Origin of the sequence: Criblamydia sequanensis CRIB-18 (genome assembly GCF_000750955.1) — a bacterium.
GTDB classification, from domain to species: Bacteria; Chlamydiota; Chlamydiia; order Chlamydiales; family Criblamydiaceae; genus Criblamydia; species Criblamydia sequanensis.
The window spans coordinates 108,985-130,556 of the sequence record NZ_CCEJ010000009.1 but is presented as its reverse complement, the minus strand read 5'-3'; the positions used below and the strand labels follow the sequence as shown (position 1 = coordinate 130,556).

Below are 21,572 nucleotides of genomic sequence, written 5' to 3'. Positions count from 1 at the left end.
GTTTGTTATGTGTAAATACTTTAATTTAGAGCGAGCGGTGCTTGAAATGAAAATTTTTTTTCCCGTTAGAAGAGCCGGTTCTATAAGTGATGCTTCCTCTATTAATGCAGCCATCTAGAAAACCGGATTGCAGGACTTTGAAGGTAGCACCCTCTTGAACGGCAGAACTTAAGTTAACCGCAATATCTGTCATGACTTTTTCTCTACATTCCTTATCCCCTTCAGTCTTATCTTTAAGGTATACCGTATAAGTTTTTTTAAGTTTTTGTGAATTATCTAATAGGTAAGCTTTAAACTCATGCTGGTAACTGCCCGGGTAAGATAAAGAGATTCTAAGAATTCTGCCTTTCCAAAAAAGGGGCACGGCTGAGTCAGCATGATATTCTTCGCCCCATATGGGGTTAGGAATGAGCTTAGGACTTAAGATTTGCGTGTCAGTAGAGGCAAGATAGGTAGTCCCTTTGGTGTTATCAGGTGCGAGCATGGCTTATTCCTTCTTTTAAAGAACAGATAATAAGTTGTTTTATAACACTTTTTTTTATATTGCTTTTATATTATAAATCAATAAAAGGGATATAAAAATGCATCAAAATCATTTGTTTAGAGCCCATCCGTGGCATGGGATGGATATTGGAGAGATGGCTCCAAGTATTGTAAATTGCTATATCGAAATGGTTCCGATAGATACCGTCAAATATGAACTTGATAAGGAAACCGGCATTTTAAAAGTAGACCGTCCCCAAAAGTATTCAAGCCTCTGCCCGACCCTCTATGGCTTGCTTCCAAGAACCTATGCAGGGGAGCTTGTCGGCAATTATTGCAGTCAAAAAACAGGCCTTAAAAATATAAAAGGGGATGGAGATCCTTTAGATATATGCGTTTTGACTGAAAAGGTGATTCCAAGAGGCGACATTATGCTTAAGGCGTCTGTGATAGGAGGTTTTCGTCTGATTGATAAAAATGAAGCCGATGATAAAATTATTGCGGTTCTCTATGATGATTTTGTATTCGGCAAGATGAAAACTATCCATGAGTGTCCAAATGACCTCATTGAAAGGTTAAGACACTATTTTCTAACTTATAAAGATGCTCCTGGACGTGAAAGCGGCCGCGTGCAAATCACAGATATTTATGATCGGGAAGAAGCTGAAACGATTATCAGCTTATCTCTTGAGGACTATAAAAATAATTTTAAGCTACATTAATTCTATTTTTTTGCAAGAGAGCCAAGTTTTTTTAAGGCTGAAGAAGTATCATTTTTAGGTAAATCGGCCTCGATTAGAAAAAGCGTTCCTCGTTTCTCAAAAGCCTTATCAATTGCCTCCTTAAATTCAAGCTCTGTTGTAGTTTTAATCCCGACACCCCCTCCGAGAACTTCGGTTAATTTGCTATAATTCCAATTTAGAATATCGTTATAGCCGCCTTCAAGGATGGGACGTTCAGTTCCATAACCATGGTTATTCAATACGATGACAATGGGGTCCAAATCATAGCGAAGGGCTGTCGATAATTCCGTCCCTGTCATTTGAAAGGCGCCATCGCCGACAAGCACAACAGCTCGTTTTTCTTTTTCTGCAATTTGAGAGCCGATAGCTCCAGGTACCGCAAAGCCCATTGTGGCAAAATAGGCTGAAGCTAAATACCCTTTCTCAGAAACTATGAGGTCTTTGCTTGCAAAGAAAGCGTCTCCAATATCGACAATCAATATATGTTCATCCTTAAGCTTGTTGCCTAAAGCTTGCAGCACCCTATCAATGGTCAATCTTGCATTTTTGGGTTGAAATGCTTGGGATTGAATAAAACTCTTCTTAGATCCATTAGGATAGGTTTTAGGAAAGTCCTCATGCGCTAATGCTTTTACAAAAGAAGAAAGATCAAGGCCCGGATAGTTATGATGGCCGATCGCTAGGGAGTTTTCTTGCGCAATAAGGGGAGAGCCGCTTTTTTTAATATTTGCTGTAAATAGGCCTGTATCGATATCTGTCGGAAGCACGCCTAAAACTAAAACAAGGTCGGCGTTATCAAAATCCTCTCTTACGCCATCACTACTTAAATGTCCTTGATAGACCCCTGAAAAAAGAGGGTGTCTTTCATCGATAGACCCCTTCCCAAGAAGGGAAGAAAATATGGGGATATTTAAAGTTTCAGCCATTTTTAGAAGATAGGCTTGCAGATTGTGTCTTGAAATTTCATGGCCTGCCCATATCACAGGCCTTTTAGCCTTACTTAAAAGGGCTTTTGTCTCAAGGATGGCTTCAGCTAAAGCTTCCCTAGAAACTTTTGGAGGGGAGTAAGCTTCTAATAAATTACTTTCCAGAATCGGTTGGTCGATAATGCTTCTTGGAAGCTCAAGATATACAGGCTTTTTATGGTAGAGACAGGCTGAAAGAACACGTTTGATTTGCTGCGAAGCAGTTCTTGGATCATTGAGGATCGCTTGATCGATTGTAATTTGTTTAAATAACTGATACTGGGTAAGGTCTCTTCCCTCAAAAGTGGATTTATGAATCAGGTGATGCAAATGGAATTTTTTTTCATCAAGGCCGGGAGCCCCTGAAATAAAGATCACAGGAGAGCTCTCCACATAGCATTGAGCGATAGCATTGACAATGTTAATACCAACCCCGTAAGTGACACAAGCAGCTCCAAGGCCTCTCATGCGGGCATAAGCATCTGCCATGTAACCTGCAGTATTCTCCCTTGTGGCGTTTATAAACTCGATACTATGCTCTTCTATCCGCTTGTCAAATCTTAGAATATAATCTCCCGGAATCCCAAAGATGTGATCCACTCCATTTTCCTTTAGAAGATCCAAAAGGTAAGTCCCAACAGTTTTAACCTGATTTTTAGTGAAGGTTTTCTCAAGAGAGTCTTTAGACATAATATTCCTTTTTGTAACAAGAAATACCACGAATGCGTGGATTATGAAAATGACTTAAGGTACTTGTTTGATTATAAAGAAGATAGGATTATTTATCCTACCTTCTTAAACCCTCTATCGTCTTGAATCCGAATAGTGCAAGACTTTCTCTATGAACTCCTCTTTATGAGAAGCTTTTGCTTGCCGGCTTGCATAAACAGAAGCCGGTGCAAAAGAAACTCCCCCTGACCCTAGGTGGGTTGTGCATCGGGCGTTATCCACTCTCTTATTGTTGGCATAAAGAAAGCCAAAAGTCGGAAATCCGTCATAAGCAAGAGAGCGTCTTCCGGCCCAACGTCTTGCAAAAGAGGCTTCTTCAAGGCTTAAAAGGTGTTCTTCTTTTAAAGTCATCTCTTTTGTATCAAAGCCTAAGGCAAGTGAGAGAGCTTCAGGAATCACTTGGTTGATCATATTTAGCTGAACGAGGTTTCTATTTCTTGCAAAAGCCTCATCTTTATGCGGAATCTTATCGCCATAGAAAGCTTTTGTTCCAGCAACTCCAATAAAAAGGGAGTTTTTAATTCTTCTTGCTTGCCAAGCTAAAACGACGCCTTCATTATGCACTTCCATGCAGTGAGAGAAGTTTTTCCAAGCTTCTTCTTGGGAGGCATTTAAAGGAATATTGAGCATTAAAGAAACGCCTGCAAAACCTGCATAGGCAGGCTCGCTAAAACCCAATTTTTCAAGCGTTCCAACCGCTTCCCCCGAGCAAAAGACATATTCTGAGTCTTTATCACAATGCTTTTCGCCATCTTTAAACGTTAGACCCATAATCAAAAAATTCCCATCCCTTGCGCCTAATTCAACTGCAATCACTTCTTTTCCGAAGTTAAGGGAGAAACAATTTTTTTCTATTGAGTCCTCTACATAACAACCCATCGTCTTTTTTAAATAATCATAAAATAAAGGCAAAAATACTTTGGTGTCTATACACCCTCCGGGGCGCCAAAGGGCTGCTGAATCTTCATTCCATTTGTTATTGGATGAATGACAAACGCAATAATCCGTTAGAAAAGGATCTATTGAGATTACTTCTTTAGGAGTTAGAAGCTTGCAATTTTTATAGCCGAACTTCTCATAGCTTTCTTTCATGCTAAGCGCTTGTTTTTCAGCTTCACGAATTCCATAAATCAAATCAATTCGGTAACCGTCATGTAAATGGATGACGGCGTCTTTTTGCTCTCGACAGGGATTGAAGTTCGAAGCTTCTAAAATGGCTTTAAGCTCAAGATCCGCCTCATCATAAAGGCTTTGCCATAAATCCATGCTTTTTCTTCCAAGGCGTAAAAGCGTATCGGTTCGATCCTCATGGCCGGGATCGCTTCCATAAGCGGTCACAGCTTCTTTGAATTGCAAAGCGGACTTAGAATCATTTACTCCCTCGACATCATCAACTCTAATGCCGCCGGGCTCGCTGAAAGGAATAGATAGCTTTCGAACCATCTCTTCACCTCTTGGCACGACACTTAAGATTTCATCAATCGTTAAACTTGGCACTATATTGTATGAGGTGTTAGTGGACGCTTTTCCATTTTCTTCATGCGGAGAGACGTCGAAAGATTCTCCTTTTTCATAAACATTTATGATAATTTTAGAACCTTGATTTTGGCCTTCTTTATAGGCGTAATAGGATTCTAAAGCTCCTATAATGCCTCCGCCAACAACGGTAACTCTTTTAGTAGAAGGGCACTTATCTTGAGCGTGCAAACTGCAATTAAAAAAAAGCACGCTTAATATCACTAAAAATGTGTTTCTCATCTTATGATATATCCTAAATGAATCGATCAATTGGATTACTTTAAACCGGCTTGACTAACCTTTTGATCCGACACTAAAGTGCCGTTTACGAAGAAGTCTTGGCTTCATGGCCTGCCTTACGTACTTTTAAGAAACGGGATCAAAAAGATACGGACAAGTCGGATTTTAATCTTGCTTAAGACTGTCTATAAGCTAAGTTAAAGCAAAAAAAATGTAGGTCTTTTCTTTAATTCCTTCAATAGACTTCTTTCGAAGCTCCATTTAATTGTTAAAATAGCTGTTTTTGGTATCTTTTTTCCTAAATTTTTTACGCATAAGTTTTTCTATGCTTTCAAAATTGATCAAAAAAATTTGCACAAAACCGGTCATTCTCCCAATCCAAGCGAGTTTTGAAAGAAGTCTAAGCAGAAACAAAAGGAAATCCTTCATAAGAAGAAAAGTCTTTTTGAGTAAGACTATCTTTGGAAAAATAGGACTTCGATTATACTGTAAATAGCGCTTTCATTACATTTTGAGCTTTATCAAAATAAATTTGAATCTGTTTAAGCTTCTCAGGATCGTTTTTATGGTGGATTTTCCAAAATCCTAAGTAAAAATCTAATTCTTTAAAGTTGCCTAAACAAATCGCTGTCAAGGTCTCTACTTGATCAATTAATAAAATCTTTTTTGGATCGCTTTCTTCGCATTTAGCTTTTTGTTCTTTAAGTTCTGTTAATTTTTTAAAGTGCTGCATTAACGAATCTGTTAAAATGTCTATGAAGGGTAAATAATAGGTAGGATTTAAAGAGGATCTATTACTTGCATCATAAGCTAGGATTGTTGGAAAAATAGAAAAAGAATCCATTATGGACTCTCTAAAATCTTTTTTTTGCTTCTTATGCGAAACTTGAAGATTACTATAGGGCGAGCTAGATCTATCTCGAGAGATACTGGGGCCCTTACAGTTATTTTTTTTAAGCCACGAATGCTGGTTTGAAAGGTGGAAGAAGCATTCATTAATGATATTGATGATTACATCTTTTAGCGGCTTTAACACATCAATGTTTAAAGATCCATTTTGTAAATGCGATTTAAATTTTAAAAGATTGAAGTTTAAATTAAAAAGAGAAAGATCAGCCTTTAAATAATGCAAAGAAAATTCAACCTCCCTCACAGTGTTTGTGAGATAGTAAATTTCGTCGGCGATATCTTTTAAATTATTATAAATTAATTCAAGACGTTGAGCCGGATCGCTTTCCTCTTTTTTAAATTGGTTTTGCGAGTTTGTGCCGTTATTTTTGGCTCTTTCTTCTAGTAAATACTTATATTTTTCCTTTTTAGCTTGAAGCGCTTGTTCTGTCAATCGCAGGTATTCTTCTGTATTAAATATTTCTAGGTTCTTCTGATAGAAAACCGGGTTATTAAGCCCTTCACTAGAACTTTGAAAATCATTTTGAGACCATGTAGGAAAAAAACCGCTTAAAGGAAAAATTGGAGCCTCTTTTTCTGTTTCTCTTTCAAAAAGCGTTGATTGTTTTTTGGTTCGTTTGGATGGTTCAAGCTCAGCAATTTCAGCGTAGCCTGCCGCTTTTTTTCTAGAAGATCTTTCTAAATTTCTTTCGCAATAAGCGTCAAAATCTGCGTTATTTGAGCGTACCTTAGATTCATTCAATCTATTGTTCTGAGGACTTTCCATATGAAGAGGTGTTTTAAATTTTTCTTCTTCTTTTAAAACCCATCTTCCCGGAAAACGAGGGCCCTCTATAGGTTTTGGCTCAATATATGCTTCAAGAAGAGATTGGAACTCTTGATCAAAATTTGAATCTTTTTTTATTTCCTCTAAGAATGCAATTCCGGCGGCATTAGAGACTTTTTGCTCACTTAAAAAGTTTTTGATTAAATTGCAGATAGTTTCTTTTGTTATTTCTTCTATTTTAAGAGATATAATCAAATTGACAAAAGAAGGAGACTCTTTTTTGAAGTCAAAAAAAGAACTTCTCATTTTTGAGATAAACTCAAACTGCAAGAAAAACCACTGCTTTAAACATTGGTAAGCTTGGTTTTTGGTTTCTTCACTAGGCGAGAGTTCAATTTGTTTAATGCTTAAGCTTACTTTTTGTCTCATCTCATTAAGTATTTTGGGAAAGTCTTTTGCCAGAGGAGTAAGAGAGGTAAAGTAAGCGTTTTTTAAAAGCAAATCTATGAGGAAGTCCACACCCAACCTCGTAACAGATTGAAGATAGAGAATCTTTTGCTTGTTGAAGGAACAATCATTAGCGTTAAAGATAGCCATTGAGTCGTCTTTGGTATCAGCATATAGAACATGATTTTCTATATTTGAAACAAATAAAGGAACCTTAGGGTCTGTTGAGGATACTAAATCCTCAGAAGAAGTTAATAGAAAAAATTTAAATGGCTTGTTAAATTGGCTTAAGAATTCTTTACGCTCTTGCATAGAGAGATCATTTACATCGGATATAGAATATAATTTAAAGCCATGTTTCCGGCTTATTGAAGATATTTTTTGTGAGATTTCTCTGACCTTGTCAACAAATTTACGCTCGAAGCGAGTTTTAGCAGATTTCATGTGAGCTTGATCTAAGATCACACTCAAAATATAGTTTAAGGTGATACATTTTTTTCTAGCACTCTCATGAAAATTATGGCGTATCTGCTTTTCAATGCCGGCAAAAGTTGACTCGAAGTGCTCAAGCTTTTTAGCAAGAATAACATCTTTAAAATAGTCGGCGGCTTCCAAACATTTGGCGGGCTCGGTGCGATAAAGAATACGCATTTTTTTCCCTTCGATAGGATAGATCAATAGCTCTAATAGAAGAGCATCTTCCGATTCGGAACTTTTGGGATAAAAAACAATCGGGAGGTTAGAGGCCATCTGATTTTCTAAGTATTCCCACAAGAGATATGAAATATCACGAACTTTTTCAAAGGAAACAAGATTATTTTTCTCCAGACTATTAAATAATTTCTTAAACTCTAAGACACCTTCTTCGATACTTAAAAGATTAACAGTTTCCTTTTCTTTTCCTTTTTGTAAAGAAGCGGACTTTTTTAGGGCGTCAGCCTTTCTTTTATGAGTATGTTCCGAATTATTGGATGTTTTTAGAAGTTTTGCTTTAATAGGTCTTTTAGAGGCCGTCTCAGATTTTTCTGATAAAGCAGTATAGCTAACTTTTTCAATAGTGCTTGTCGATTGGGTTTTTCTTTTGATCGATACTTCCATAGTATCTTTTGGAGGTCTTTCACGATAGTTTTTAAGATGCAGGTTAGTGAATTCCCATTCTGAACAAGATTCGGCGCTATAAAGAAGGGAGGCGATCTCACTTGTGGTTTGTCCTATGTTGCTGGCAAAATTTTCAATGTAAGGAGAACAAAGTCCTTTATCCACATTCTTAGAACATGTCAAAGTGCTTTTTTTTGAAAAAATAAAGAGAATCCTCGGAGAAAGGCTTCCCTTTATCAAATGATTGCTAAGCATCGCAAGATCTCCTCTCTCAAAACGTCCTCTTCCTTGATAGGGAACCGGGAGAGAATAGTTTGACAAACGCTTGAAGTCCAGTTTTGAAGGACTAAAGGTAGTTAAAGGAAAACCATTGGAGTCAAATAGAAAACATGAATAATAGGTAAATATTCCTTCCGGTTTTTTTAGTTTAAAGATAAAAGAGACATCTATTCCTCTTGAATGAATAACGCTAGAGTCGAAGGACTCATCACTAAAAAAAGATTCAATATTACTTGTAAAGTGAGATAAGAGCTGCTTTAGCAAATTTTTATAAGTTATAGCAATAAGTGGACTTAATAACTTCTCTTTTAGAGGGAAACGAGAAGCATTCATTTTCCCTGCTATCTCGATTAAAGACCATAATTTGGGGTTTAGCTTTTGAATCAGATTTTTATAATATTCCCCATGGTAACCATCTGAGATATTAGTTACTCTTAAAATATGAGAAATGAAATAGAAAAAAGTACTTTCTATAATTGAATTATTTTCTTCTATCTTAGTTTTACTTAATTTTAATACTATTGCATAGAGAATCTGACTAATAGGTTTTGAGTGATAAGAAAAGGCGAATACTCCATTTTGCATCTTAAGAGAAAGCCTTATAAAGGAGATATGGTCGCTTTCCAACCACTTATTAAATTCTTTGCAAGCCATATTTAGAGTATCTAAAAGGCATGCCTTACCTTGGGTAGACAGGCTCTCATAAAAACGGTATAGCTCGATTCGGGAACAGGGGAGGAAGCACCCCTCTTCTCCTGCAACCTTTAAGAGGTGCTTATATGAGTGGATTTCGAGTAAGCCGGCTAATTCTTTATCACTTTCACTTAAAGAATCAATGAATTCAAGATTTGGATAGGCCTCTTGATCATGGAAGATACCATCGTCTGGTATTTCAGATACGTTTTCGATACATTCTTTTAATTCAGCTATAAGTTCGCTTCCTAAGGTTTCAAGCCCAGAATCTTCAAAATTATTTTCGTCTATCACGGCGCTATTTGTTACACTAGTTCCAACCGCTGGTGTTTTGAAAATTTTATCTTGAAAATCTAGTGGCTCTTCATTGGTTTCGTTAGGTGTTATTTCCATCGGCTGAGACTTAATAGGTGATAGGGGAAGTGATTCATCAGCATATAACGATAAACGCTCAGCATGGCTCGCTTGTGTCGTGGTTTGGGAAATCAGGGGGGCAGGTTGTAATAACGATTGATCCGAGGGAATCAAGCTTGCCGAGGGGGGTATGGGTTCTATAGGTGATAGCGGAAGTGACTCATCAGCATATAACGAAAAAGGCTCTGCATGGCTCGCTTGTGTCTTGGTTTGGGAAATCAGGGGGGCAGGTTGCAATAACGATTGATCCGAGGGAATCAAGCTTGCCGAAGGGTGTACGGGTTCTATAGGTGCATTTATGATTGCTCTTGGTCCGGTTAAATGTGTTTTTGAAATGAAAGGTTTTGCAAAAGAAGGCTTACAGGCTGTATTTTTCTCCATTTCGTTCATAAAAGAGCTTGTTGAAATGGTTATAGGGTTGATTGCATTTGAAAATAGCTTAGGGTCTGCATACTCTTTTGTCAGATCTAAGTAAACAGGGGTTGAATTATTGCGTGTGATTGTTGGATTTTGAATGGCTGCTAAGTTATCATTCTTGGGCAAGATCTTTTGGTCGTGAACAGTTGTAGTTGACCCGAGAGCTCCTAGACCTTTAATAGAATCTAAACGACGTTCAGCACTTTTTTGGGAAAAATTTTCTTCAGGAAAACCCTGTCTATAAGTAAGGATAGTTTTTATATAAGGATCCAATGAAAAACTTATTTGGCTTTTTTGAAGGGTTTTAATGGTATTTACTATGTATTCAAAAATTAGTTTCTTTTTTGGACACTTTTCTAAAAAGAAGAAGCCTACTTTAAGACCATCTTCAGGTTGCCAGATATTAATGCATTCAAGGACTTTGACAAGGAAATAAGCCTCTTTTGGCTGTTTTGTTCTTGGGGAGCGATGGACATAATCCTTAATGCATTCCCAAAGTTGAGGATGATTTGGCTTAAGTTTTATTAAAAAAGAGATAAATAGATAGTGATGCTCAATTGTATCCATCAATGGTTCGGATAGCATCATTTTTTTATAGGAATCAACTAATCCAAGAGGGTCTTTCAAAGTAGAAAAAGAAAATGGATCGCAGAAAAATTTCCAAAAAGTAATAATTGATTTTTTTGGATCAACGATTGGGTACTTGCTTTGTAAGCTTGCTGCTTTATTAAAATCAGATGAAAGAAGAGATATCATGAAAATAAATTGCGGAGACCACGCATTTGAAAAATTTTGCAAGGCTAGAGTTGCTTTGATGATATCGCCTTCATAAAAGTAGCATTTTGCAGCCACAATACGAAAAAGCCCCATTAATGCTTCGTTTTGATTCGCTTTTGGATTCTTTTGTATATATAAATTTTTAATTTTTGTAGCATTGGTTCCGTTTTCTAAATTAAGCCAATAGTGTAGGAAAAAAAAGAGATCCAGCCCCTTAGGTTCCTCTAAACCTGACTCTTTTCTTTGTTCAAGAGTCTCGTTAACTTTATCAAGTTTGACAAGCGACTTGTAATAAAATTCTCCGATAAAAAAGTCATAATGCTCCTTTCCAGGGGTACTCTTCCCTGATTCAAATTCCAGCACATTCCTAACTACTTCTTCGTATTTGCCTTCCAAAAAATAAAATTCAATTAAAGAAAAGTAAAATTCATGAGTTCTAGGCAAGTCCTTTAGAAGGGCATCTATTTGAGTGTTTTTATTTAAACTTAAAAATTTAAATAACCATTTGTACGCTGGGTAACAGAAGTTATTCTTTAAAATGATGGTTAGCAAATCTTCCGGAATAGTTGGATCGTTTGGGCAAGACCTCAATTTTGAATAAACAATTCTGAGAAAAGCAGGTTCTGATAAGTTCGATTTATTTTTTCCAATACGGTCATAGTGATGAGTAGCTTTTGTAAAGTTCCCTTCTTCATAAAAGAGATTTCCGCTAATTAAATGATAGGTCGATAACGTGGTAGGGTGACGTAAGCGAATGAGACTTCTTCTTGCATGATCAAATTGCTTAAGAAAGATTTGGGCAGAGATTTTTATAGATAACAGTTGTACGGAAGGGGTTCTGAAATTAGTGAAAAAAGGGAGGTGTTCTAAAGCTGCTATTTGATGAAGTGGATTAATCATAGCCGTAATCACTTTAACTTTACTTTCTAGATGCGATTCAGCACAGTAATTTAAATGGGATAAAGTCCGTTGTAGTTCTGAGGGAAGTTCAGTGGGGAATTTTTTGGGAAGAAGTAAAATGCCCTCCTTGAAATTGTTTTTTATTAATTCTCTTCCTACTAAGGTAGCTAAAGTTAAAAAATACTCTACGTGATTCCATTTATAGCTTTGGGATGCTGTTAAATCGATTGTTTTGGTACTCAAGTTAAATTGGTAAGGTAGGGAGAGAAAAGCAAGAGCTGTCTTTGAGTATTTTTCTATAAGATCATAAGCTTGCTTTGGCATTGGCTTAAAGCAGTAGGCTGCAAGAACCAATTTAAAGATACAGATCCGGATAGAGATGTTAGAGAAATTCCTTGGATCTTCATACTTGCAAAGAACCACTAAGCATTTATTAATAAAGGTTATTTTATCTGAAACAGAATAAAGACCTTCTTCGATAATATCCTGGATGTGATCCGGGTAATTTGCTAAATAATTGCAAACTATAGGGATGTAGATTTCGCAAGAAGAAGGATGCTTCACTAAGAGTGTTCTTGCTAAAGCGAGGGCTTTTTGCGAGGTTTCAAACCTTAATTCTTGATATTCGTCTGTATTTAGGATGTTGCCGATATAAGTTAAGACATTTAAATAAACAACGCTTGTTCCAAAGTCATAAGGTTCATCAGTATAGAAAAGTTTGTCTAAAAGTTCCAAATTCATCCGAGTCTCTTTACGAGTTTTTGAAAACTCAAGAAAGGCAAATAATATTCGATATATAAAACTCATAGGGGGTAATTTGGTTGACGCCCATAGATATCTGTTTAAAGGTGCTTGGCTTAGCATCCCGAGAATTACAAAGTTTTTTGGTGAAACAATTTTACCCGAGAGATGCCTTTTTTCCAGTTCATCAAAAGCAATCTCAAACTTGCCAAGGGCCATTAACCTCACGCAACGAAACTCATGTGCAAAGACTTCAAAATTATGATGAGCTTGAGCTAGACTAAAAAGCCTCTTCTCAATTTTTTGCATTGAGGTATAATCTTTGGCATGTGCTGAAACAGCAGCTTCGGCTAATAACTTTAAAGTCGGACTGTCAAGACTTGAGAGATCAAATGGGACATTGTTATTTAATTTTTGGTGAGCGATATTCAACAGATAATAGAATTGATATAGATGTGAGGGATTATACTCAACTAATTCAGATCTATAGTCATTATGAAGAGTTAAAAAAACATCCCATTTCTCATGGTAATTGAGAATATTAAATATGTTTCCAAGTAGTTCCTTAGGTATTTTTTTTTCTTTAAACAAGCTAAGCAATTTTTCAATCAAATCATGTTCAATCAAGAAAGAAAGGTAATGGTAGCAAAGCAGTGGGTATCTAACATTACTGTTAAAGAGAGTGAAGTACTCTTTTTCTAAGTTTGCAATTTCTTCTTCAGTAAAAGAACTTTTTGTTCGATGAACGCTGATGATTTTAAGACCGATAAGTTTCTTTGTAGAAAAATAGTTTAATTTAAAAGGATCTTCTCTTGCTTCGGAATAACTTTCTAAAAAAAGTTCGATTTTATTTTGAATGCCATTGAAATCACTATTTAAAATTCGTTTTTGCAAATTCCTAAATAGAAAATAGGCATGACTTTTATACTTTTCTGAAAGTTCAGCTGTAACTGCTTTTTTGTTAATTATGCAATCCAAATATTGAAAATACTCTGCAAAGGGAAGAAGGAGTGGATCTAAATATTCCCATGATTCCCAATTGATAGTCAGAAGAAGTTCTGATTTGACAGCGCCCTTTTCGTTTAGTTCTTTAACATGTTTTCTTAATTCTGAAACGAACTGTTGAATCAAAGCAGCTTCATCAAAACCTGGAAGTTCTTTTCTTAGAAAAGTAATTAATTCTGCCGCTTTCGAATATTCCCGATTTTGTATTATGATAAAGAAATTGGTTTCGTAATCAGATAATGAAAGATAAGTTTTTAATTCGATATCACTTGCCGCTCGAAGCTGCTGGCACTCCCTCAATAATTCATCAATCTCAGGTTGATTTGTATTTTCAAACAATGAGGTTGCTAAAGCATTTGCCGTTTCATAAGTAAGGGGGTGATCTTCTGAGCCCTCTAAGTTTTCTTGTCCCTTGTCAATTTCAAAAAGAGTTAAATTTTCAAAACTCGTTTCAGTTGCTCTAGGGTAATTAAAGGGGGCTTCCATATTAAGTGCTCAACTATAAAATTTAAAATTATTAAGCAGGAATTATAATTTTTTTATAAAAAACGTCAAATACAACTAAGTAAAAAATCTTAATTTTTTATTAAGTATTTATTTTTTTAAAAATATTTTAAAAAAAATAAACTAAATAATTTGATTAGCTATGTAATTTTAGTTGAGGTTTTTTTTAAAAAAATAGTTTTAACTATTGGAGAAGTTGTTTGACAACTTCAGAATTTGGAAATCAGGATATTAGCAATTTTTTTGTTTAGATAAAGGTAAGATTTTCTTGTTTTCAAGGTAAAAAGTTTTTTTGAGCTTAACCCAAAAGACCTGATTTGGCGAATACTTAGAGAAACACACCTAAGACTCGAAGCTACCCAAGTTTAGGCTATTTTAAAGTTTGCGAGAATACTGGTAGTCTACCAAATTCAAAGCAATCACATACTCTTATAGCTTTTAAAATTTATAAAAAATCGGCACAAAAACAGTGGGATCAAAAAAAGGCCCTCTAATGAGGGCCTTTCGAGATTCAAAGAAGTTTTATTTGTTGTCTTTCTTATCGTCAATGATTTCAACATCGGCTTCTTCAATCACTTCTTCATCCGGCTTATGATGATGGTGATGTTGTTGATGAGAACTTCTGTCTCCACCATTATCTTCCGGATTCATTTCAGCTTCAGGATGGGCATGAGCCGCTCCAGCTGTGCTTTGGGCGCTTGCAGCTTGCGCTAAAGTGTCTCCAATTTTTTGAAGATGCGTTTCAAGTTCGGATTTTGCAGTTTTCATACGATTGAGATCGCCCGAGGCTATGGCCTCTTTTAATTTCGTAATGCGGGACTCAATGTCTGAAACAATTTCTTTTGGCAATTTATCTTTATACTTGCCAAGTTCTTTTTCCGCTTGGAAGACAAGAGAGTCGGAGCCATTTTTTATTTCGATCTCTTCTTGCTTTTTCTTATCCTCTTCCTTATGGATTTCAGCATCTCTAATAGCTTGTTTAATCGCATCTTCTGTTAAACCGGAGGTTGCTTCAATTTTTATTTTCTGCTCTTTTCCGGTGGCAATATCCTTAGCTGATACGTGCAAGATACCATCTGCGTCAATATCGAAGGCTACTTCAATTTGAGGCGTGCCTCTTGAAGCCGGCGGGATATCGGTTAGGTCGAACCGGCCGATCTCTTTGTTGTCATTGGCCATTTTACGCTCTCCTTGAAGAACGCGGATGGTGACAGCCGGCTGGTTATCCGAAGCTGTTGAAAAGATCTGTTTTTTCTGAGTCGGAATGGTGGTATTTCGTTCGATAATAGGCGTCATGACGCCCCCTAAAGTTTCAATGCCAAGAGTTAAAGGCGTCACATCCAAAAGCAGGATATCTTTAACTTCACCAGCTAAGATACCTCCTTGAATAGCCGCGCCGATGGCTACAACTTCATCCGGGTTAACCCCTTTATGAGGCTCTTTTCCGAAGATTTGTTTTACAATCTCTTGAACTGCCGGCATTCTTGTCATACCGCCGACTAAAATCACTTCGCCGATGTCGTCTTTTGAAATTCCTGCATCTTTTAAAGCTTTAAGGCAAGGCTCTTTTGTTCTTTCAATAAGATTATGAGTCAAGCTTTCAAGCTTAGCTCTTGTCAATGTTAGAGATAAGTGCTTAGGACCGCTTGCGTCCATTGTGATAAAAGGTTGGTTAATTTCTGTAGACTGGGTTCCTGAGAGTTCGATTTTTGCTTTTTCAGCCGCATCACGAAGTCTTTGAAGCGCCATTTTATCGTTTCTTAAGTCGATGCCGTTTTCTTTTTTAAATTCTTCCAGCATCCACTTCAAGATTTCGTTATCAAAATCGTCGCCGCCAAGGTGTGTGTCCCCGTTAGTTGACAATACCTCAAAAACGCCATCGCCGATCTCAAGAATCGAAATATCAAAGGTACCGCCGCCAAGGTCGAATACAGCGATTTTTTTATCCGTGTGCTCTTTATCAAGGCCGTAAGCTAATGCGGCAGCTGTCGGCTCAGGAATAATACGCTTAACATCAAGCCCTGCAATTCGACCGGCGTCTTTTGTAGACTGTCTTTGAGAGTCGTTAAAGTAAGCCGGGACTGTGATTACAGCTTCTGTGACAGGCTCGCCGAGGTAGTCTTCAGCTGTTTGCTTCATTTTTTGAAGAATGATAGCGCCAATTTCTTCCGGTGAGTAAGTCTTATCGCCCACTTGGAAAACCGCATCTCCATTTGGGCCTGCCACTACCTTATAGGCGATGTTATTCAATTCGGATGTCACTTCATCAAATTTACGGCCTATAAATCGCTTGGAAGAATTAATCGTGTTTTCCGGATTTGTGACCGCTTGTCTTTTTGCCGGGATCCCGACTAACCTGTCATTCCCTTTGAAGGCCACAACGGAAGGTGTGGTTCTGCTTCCTTCAGCATTTGGAATTACCTTGGGCTGGCCTCCCTCCATGATCGCAACACAGGAGTTCGTCGTTCCAAGGTCGATACCGATTATTTTGCCTTTCTTTTTTGTAGTCATAAGGATTTTCTTCTCCCTGAAAAAACATTAATAATAAAAAAGCTTTTTGTTCAAATCGTAGCTTAGCTAGGACTTTTAGAAACTTTAACTCGTGCCGGGCGGATAACCTTATCCCCCATTTTGTAACCTTTTAAACTCTCTTCTATGACGATTCCATCCGGATGTTCATCGGTAACAATGACATCTACAGCTTCGTGTAAATTGGGGTCAAACGCATTTCCAATCGAGGTAAAAGGGTAGACTCCGTTTGCCGATAAGACTTCTTTAAAGTGAGATAGAATCATCTCAAAACCCATGCACCAATGCTTGATTTCTTGCGAGGAATTTTCGGCATGCTTTAAAGCATTTTCCAATTGGTCAATCGGAGTTATAAACTCAAGGATTTGATTCTGGAGCGCGTATTGAATCATTTCTTGCTTTTCTTTAAGGAGTCTTTTTCTCGCGTTCTCGGATTCTGCAAGGACGCGTAGGTATTTGTCTTTGTAGTCTCTTGACTCATGCTTTAAAGATTCAAGTTCAAGGTCTGTGATATTGACTGTCAAAGGCACCCGTTTCTCTTCTTGATTTTTAGAGCATTTTCCTTTGGCGCAGCAATGAGTTTCTTCCTGCCCTTGATTTTCTTTTAAATCATCATCTAACTCTTGCTCGCTCATCGACTGTACTTTCTCCTAAACATTTTTATTAATACTTTTATCTTCAAGCAGCATCGGTTTATAGTCCGATAGAAGTTTTTTTTCTTCCTGTATAATCTGGGATAAACTTCTATCAGGCTGCCTATAGGTAATCTTAAATTTATAAATGGCTTTTGTGAGAGCTCCTCCTACAAGTGATGAGGCTTGCTCAAGCAATCCAAAAAGCGATTTATAAGGCATTCTAATAGGTCCTAGCACCCCAATTGCGCCAATCGGCTGCCGGTTAATATGGTAGGGGACCGCCATAACGGCGCATTCTGGTTTTATTTCGGAATAAGACTTTAAATCTTCTCCTATCCACACTTGAGGTTTATTTCTCCTAAAGCACTCCCGTAATAAAAGACGCATGGCCTGCGTATTTTCAAAAAGGGCAAGGCTTGGCGCCACTTCTTTGGCTTCCTGAAAGTCTGATAGGCTTAAAAGCTTTGAAAATCCTACCCGAATCAAATCCTCGCTTAAAAACGTCGTATGCCCCACTACAAATCGTACGACCATTTCATTATAGACAGATTCTGCGAAAGACTCTTCCTCAGCGGTTAAATGCTCAGGTTTTTCAAAGCCCTTTAGCCGCCACTGAAAATACTCCTCAACTCTCTTTATAATGAAGTTGGTCAGTTTAAAATCGATTTTAATGATCTCTGCTTTTACACTGCCAAATTCTGTAATAATCAAACATACAGCTCTTGAGAGATCCAAAGGTACAATCTTTAAATCCACTATAAAATCATGGTCGAATCTCGGCGCCGAAATAAAAGTGGCAAGGCCTGTTATATCGCTTACTGTCTCTGCTGAAAACTGTAATAAGGCCGTAATTTCTTTTGAATCCCAAGCGGCCAATGGCTTTAATTTGGCGATAGGCTCTTTAACGCTTTCTTTTTCAAACACCTCATTGGCATAATAACGGTAAGCCTTCTCCGTTGGAATGCGCCCGCCTGAAATATGCTGTTGGAGTAAAAAGCCTTCTTTTTCCAAAGTAGCAAAGTAATTTCGTATCGTAGCCGAGCTTAGGGTCTTAAAGCCTGCTTCCTTTAAGGTATTTGAGCCGACAGCTTTACCTGTTCTAATATAGTGCTCAATCACCCCGAAAAGTACGAGCTTCTCTCTCTTTTGCTTAACCGAGCGTTTTTCTTTAACAATGGCGTTTTTCAAAGCCAACCCTTTGTTTTATACCACTAATTGTAAAATGAAGAAAAAAATCAGTCAATAAGAATTAGCAGTCAAAATAATAGATTGCTAAATTTTTGTCTGCTTATTCAATAAAAGGGGTAAAATGTCCACGACAGAGGGGTGCCAATCCAACCCTTTTGCATAGACTAAATTAGCCGCAATATGAGCTGAAATGATGGCTTTTTTGTGATGTTCAGGGATTTCTGAAAGAAGGAGGTCTTTGTATTTTTCTCTTAAAATGGGCAAGCAGTAATCAAAAAAGCTTAAATTTAGAGGGTGATTGGGATCTTTAGGTAGAGCAATAGGATCTAGATAATCCAGGATTTCATAAGTAAAGTGGTTAATTCTAACGGATATAGCGTTTGAAATTTCCGTTAATTTGATTCCTTTTTTCTTATGTGTCTTCAAAAGAAGCTCAGCCTCCTTAAAAGCGCAGAGCTTTAGTCTTTCTAAAATTTCTTTTACCAGGCTTCGTTTATTTTCCAAGAAAAGCTTATCTCCAAGGGTTAAACCTGAGAGCACCTCAAAAGAAGAACAAATAACTCCTGTCTTATTTGCCGAGCTATCCTTAACAATAAGACAGCCCTTATCCTGCAAAATATCTCTTGCTTTCGGGGTAAGATAGAGGTTTGCCCCTTCAATAATGGCTTTGGCTGTCGGCTCGCCTCTTTCATCGAGAAACTCTTTGATATTCCCTTCATTTAAGGTTCTTGGCCTGCCCCCGGCTGGTATAAAAATATCGGCTTTCGTTTCATGAACGTTATTCTTAAAGAGGTGATTCATTTCACTTCCGGAGAGCCACTCTTCTTGTAAGACACCCTGTTTTTTTCGCCAGCAAAGCGTTTGCTGGGCAAAAGCGGTTTCGCTACGCTTCGCTTGCCGATCTAATAAAAAACCGTTTTCATGCAATTTTTCAGGAGGGTAGTACTTAATGGGTTTGCCTTGGCGGAAAAGCTCATATAAGGTATCAAGATCAAGCCCGTGAGGGTCATTGATAGTTCCGGACACATCTGTAATTGCTAACAGCTTAGCTGTGTTTTTGTAGAGGAGGTAAAGGTTTTTTATCTGGTTGCCGGCTACATCTCCATCAGGTCCCCCGGACATCTTAAGGGTAAAAGGTTGAACTTTTGGATCAATGTCGAGATATTTAAGCACTTCTTCCATGTAAACATTAACGCCAAGGGAGGTCACGCCATATTCTTTATGGTTGATGCCAATTTTTGGTTTGCCTGAGATAAAAGATGAGCCAGGCCTATAGTGATACTTTTTGCTAAAGTCGGCAATCCATTCAATCATGCCGTCGTGCATGTTTTCATCAGGGCCGAGGTATAAGTATTCAGGACGCTTCCAATAATCTATAATATTTTTAGCCCTTATTTTTCCGTCAGGGTCGCAATTTACTATGGTGATTAAACTCTCTATGTAAGATCGCTGCGCTTGGTAGAGGAATTCTTCATTCTGCTCTTTTTGAAAACGCTCTACTTGATAGACGATATCTTCTTCGCTAATAAAGGCGTCAATGAGCTCTTTTTTCAAAATAGCGGATTCCGACTCAATCCTTTGGAAGGGGAGAAGAAATAAAACGCCTTTAGAGCCGCCTTCTGGGATATCCTTATTTTTAAAGTGCTGGGTATAAGCCAGATTATAACATTCGGTAAAAATAGTATTTCTTTCTATGACGGCATCTTCATGCTCTTTTGGAATGACAGTCCTTAAACCGCCTCTTGAAAGGTCTTTAAATCTAATATGGAATCCGAAAAAATGCATTCCTTTAATAAAAAAGATGGCGTAAGGAAGATCCGGAAATTTTTTCTTTCTGTCAAAGGGGAGCTCATCTAAGTATTTAGGGTCTAACCTAAAGCTAAAAGCTGTGAAGTTTAATCGATAGAAGTTAGTTTTAAGGGTATGGTGGATAAAATTCATCCCTTGTCTTAAAACGTTTTTACGCCTGATGTCGTTTACTTCCTGACCCGTGTCTAACTTTTCAACATCGTCAAGAAATTTTCCTCTGATGTTCAGATAGGTTATATAGTCATGATTATTCGGATCGAATTTATACTTAAAAGCGGCAGCAAGCTGTCCTGTAAGCTCAGGGTGGCGGCAGAGAGCTTCTTCTATATTTTCAATGGTATATAAATTAGGGTCTAAGTGAACTAACCCTTGATGGGCAAAATTGACAATGGCTCTTAAAAGATTACCCATTGTTCCGGAAATGATGCCTTTACTCACCAATTTTTCATCAATCAGATCAAAGCTTGCAAAATACTTTACGGTCACAAGCTCTCTTAGGAAATCGGGAATATCGGCAACATCCCAAGCTGCTTTTCCATCACTTCCGTGAAGGCCTAAAGCCATAATTAAAATATTTTGACGGCTATAGGGATCAATGTAGGTGGCATTTACCCTTTTTATAGTTAGCCCGTGCCTATGAATGGTTCTTGCAAGCCTGTATAAAAAGTTATGCTTAGGGCAATTTCTCCAAGCCAAGACGATTTGCATGGAAGGGTCGCCCGTTTTTTCCCAATCTTCATTATAGCGAACTTCATATTGGCAATTATCTCTTGTCTTGGCTCTTAAAAATAAATCAAGGGCGAGAGCTAAACGCTCAGTGCTAAGCGAGCGAATAAACCTTGGGCTGACCGCGTTAAAGAGATCTGAAAATTCATCTTGGGTTAGATTCGGGTTTTTTTCCTGGCAATAAGCCTTAAGCTTTTCTTTTTCTTCTTTGGGAAAGCCTATCTCGCATGAAAGATCTTGCGCTCCGGTAAAGAGGAGGATGGCAATTCGAACGTTTTCAGAAGTTCCCGGGAAATGTTCTTTAGAGATGAAGGTCTGGTAGTATTTTATCCCATAAAACGCATAATTTTTTAAGATTCGTAAATCAGCATCGGGGCTATCAAGACAGATGCAAATTGCCGCTCTTTTAAGATGAATGGTTGAAAAGTAATCTTGAAGGTGAAAGCCCATTAAGCTATGGACAATCAGCATCACGTTTTCTCGTCCAAATTCTTCAAAAAAAGCAGGAGACATCGCCTCTTCAAGCCATGAGTAGCACTCTTCAAAACGACGACTTTCGTTCTTTATAGTTTCCTGAAGTCGTTGTTTTATTGAGGGCTCAAGTTCCTGGCTCTCCTGATTTGAAGATTCTTGACGCATCAAGGGCTCCTTTTCGATTATTTGCCAAACCTACACGAAATCTTCCTATTTTGAGTTTACCAAAAAAAGATTTTAGAGAGAATTAATCTGTTTTTTTGCGTGGGAGAAGCTTAACGATTTTCTTAAGTTATTTATGTAAAACCCCATCCCGCAACTATTTGATGAAATTTCATAAATCTCTTAACTTTAATGACATATCATATGGACGTTGATCTTTAACCCCTGATTGCTCCTAATCTCGCCTCAAGCGACTAATCGATCGGAAAAGAGCGCCCTATTAAGAAGGTTAAATAAACCGTATTACGCTCACAGGCAATCATCCCCAGTTAGTCATATCTTTTTCATCTTTGTCTTTCGGCAATGCCCCGGCTGACACCTTGCTGCGCTTGGCCTTTGGATTAGGCGTTAATCAGGGGTT

At 37.6% G+C, this 21,572-nt stretch carries 9 protein-coding genes; 1 reads left to right on the top strand and 8 read right to left on the bottom strand.

The genetic code is table 11. The features are described from left to right. Nucleotides 1–25: 25 nt before the first annotated feature. The gene (locus CSEC_RS09745; RefSeq protein ID WP_041018271.1) at nucleotides 26–484 is read right to left on the bottom strand and encodes a hypothetical protein; all 459 of its coding nucleotides are present in this window, start codon (nucleotides 482–484) and stop codon (nucleotides 26–28) included. A gap of 97 nt (nucleotides 485–581) precedes the next feature. On the opposite strand from CSEC_RS09745, the gene CSEC_RS09740 reads away from it, so the two are divergent. Further along, the gene (locus tag CSEC_RS09740) at nucleotides 582–1,205 is read left to right on the top strand and encodes an inorganic pyrophosphatase (RefSeq protein WP_154017684.1); all 624 of its coding nucleotides are present in this window, start codon (nucleotides 582–584) and stop codon (nucleotides 1,203–1,205) included. 2 nt (nucleotides 1,206–1,207) lie between these two features. Here CSEC_RS09740 and CSEC_RS09735 read toward each other — a convergent pair whose 3' ends face one another. The 7 genes from CSEC_RS09735 to CSEC_RS09705 form a co-directional block, all read right to left on the bottom strand. Next, entirely contained in the window at nucleotides 1,208–2,881 is a 1,674-nt protein-coding gene (locus CSEC_RS09735; RefSeq protein WP_053331982.1) for an alpha-keto acid decarboxylase family protein, read from the bottom strand. Nucleotides 2,882–2,995: 114 nt separating this feature from the next. Next, a complete protein-coding gene (locus CSEC_RS09730) occupies nucleotides 2,996–4,678 on the bottom strand; it encodes an FAD-binding oxidoreductase (RefSeq protein WP_041018270.1) in 1,683 nt (560 codons plus the stop codon). 481 nt (nucleotides 4,679–5,159) lie between these two features. Then, complete coding sequence (locus tag CSEC_RS09725) at nucleotides 5,160–13,610, bottom strand: hypothetical protein (RefSeq protein WP_041018269.1); 8,451 nt, start codon at nucleotides 13,608–13,610, stop codon at nucleotides 5,160–5,162. Nucleotides 13,611–14,150: 540 nt separating this feature from the next. Beyond that, nucleotides 14,151–16,139: a molecular chaperone DnaK gene (dnaK, locus tag CSEC_RS09720; protein WP_041018268.1), complete on the bottom strand. Its 1,989-nt coding sequence runs from the start codon at nucleotides 16,137–16,139 to the stop codon at nucleotides 14,151–14,153. A 62-nt stretch (nucleotides 16,140–16,201) separates the two neighbouring features. Beyond that, entirely contained in the window at nucleotides 16,202–16,792 is a 591-nt protein-coding gene (locus CSEC_RS09715) for a nucleotide exchange factor GrpE (RefSeq protein ID WP_079978036.1), read from the bottom strand. 15 nt (nucleotides 16,793–16,807) lie between these two features. Continuing rightward, nucleotides 16,808–17,980: a heat-inducible transcriptional repressor HrcA gene (gene hrcA / locus CSEC_RS09710; protein ID WP_154017683.1), complete on the bottom strand. Its 1,173-nt coding sequence runs from the start codon at nucleotides 17,978–17,980 to the stop codon at nucleotides 16,808–16,810. Nucleotides 17,981–18,064: 84 nt separating this feature from the next. Continuing rightward, nucleotides 18,065–21,154 (bottom strand): NAD-glutamate dehydrogenase domain-containing protein, encoded by a 3,090-nt coding sequence (locus CSEC_RS09705; protein ID WP_053331981.1) that lies wholly within the window; start codon nucleotides 21,152–21,154, stop codon nucleotides 18,065–18,067. Nucleotides 21,155–21,572 lie beyond the last annotated feature (418 nt).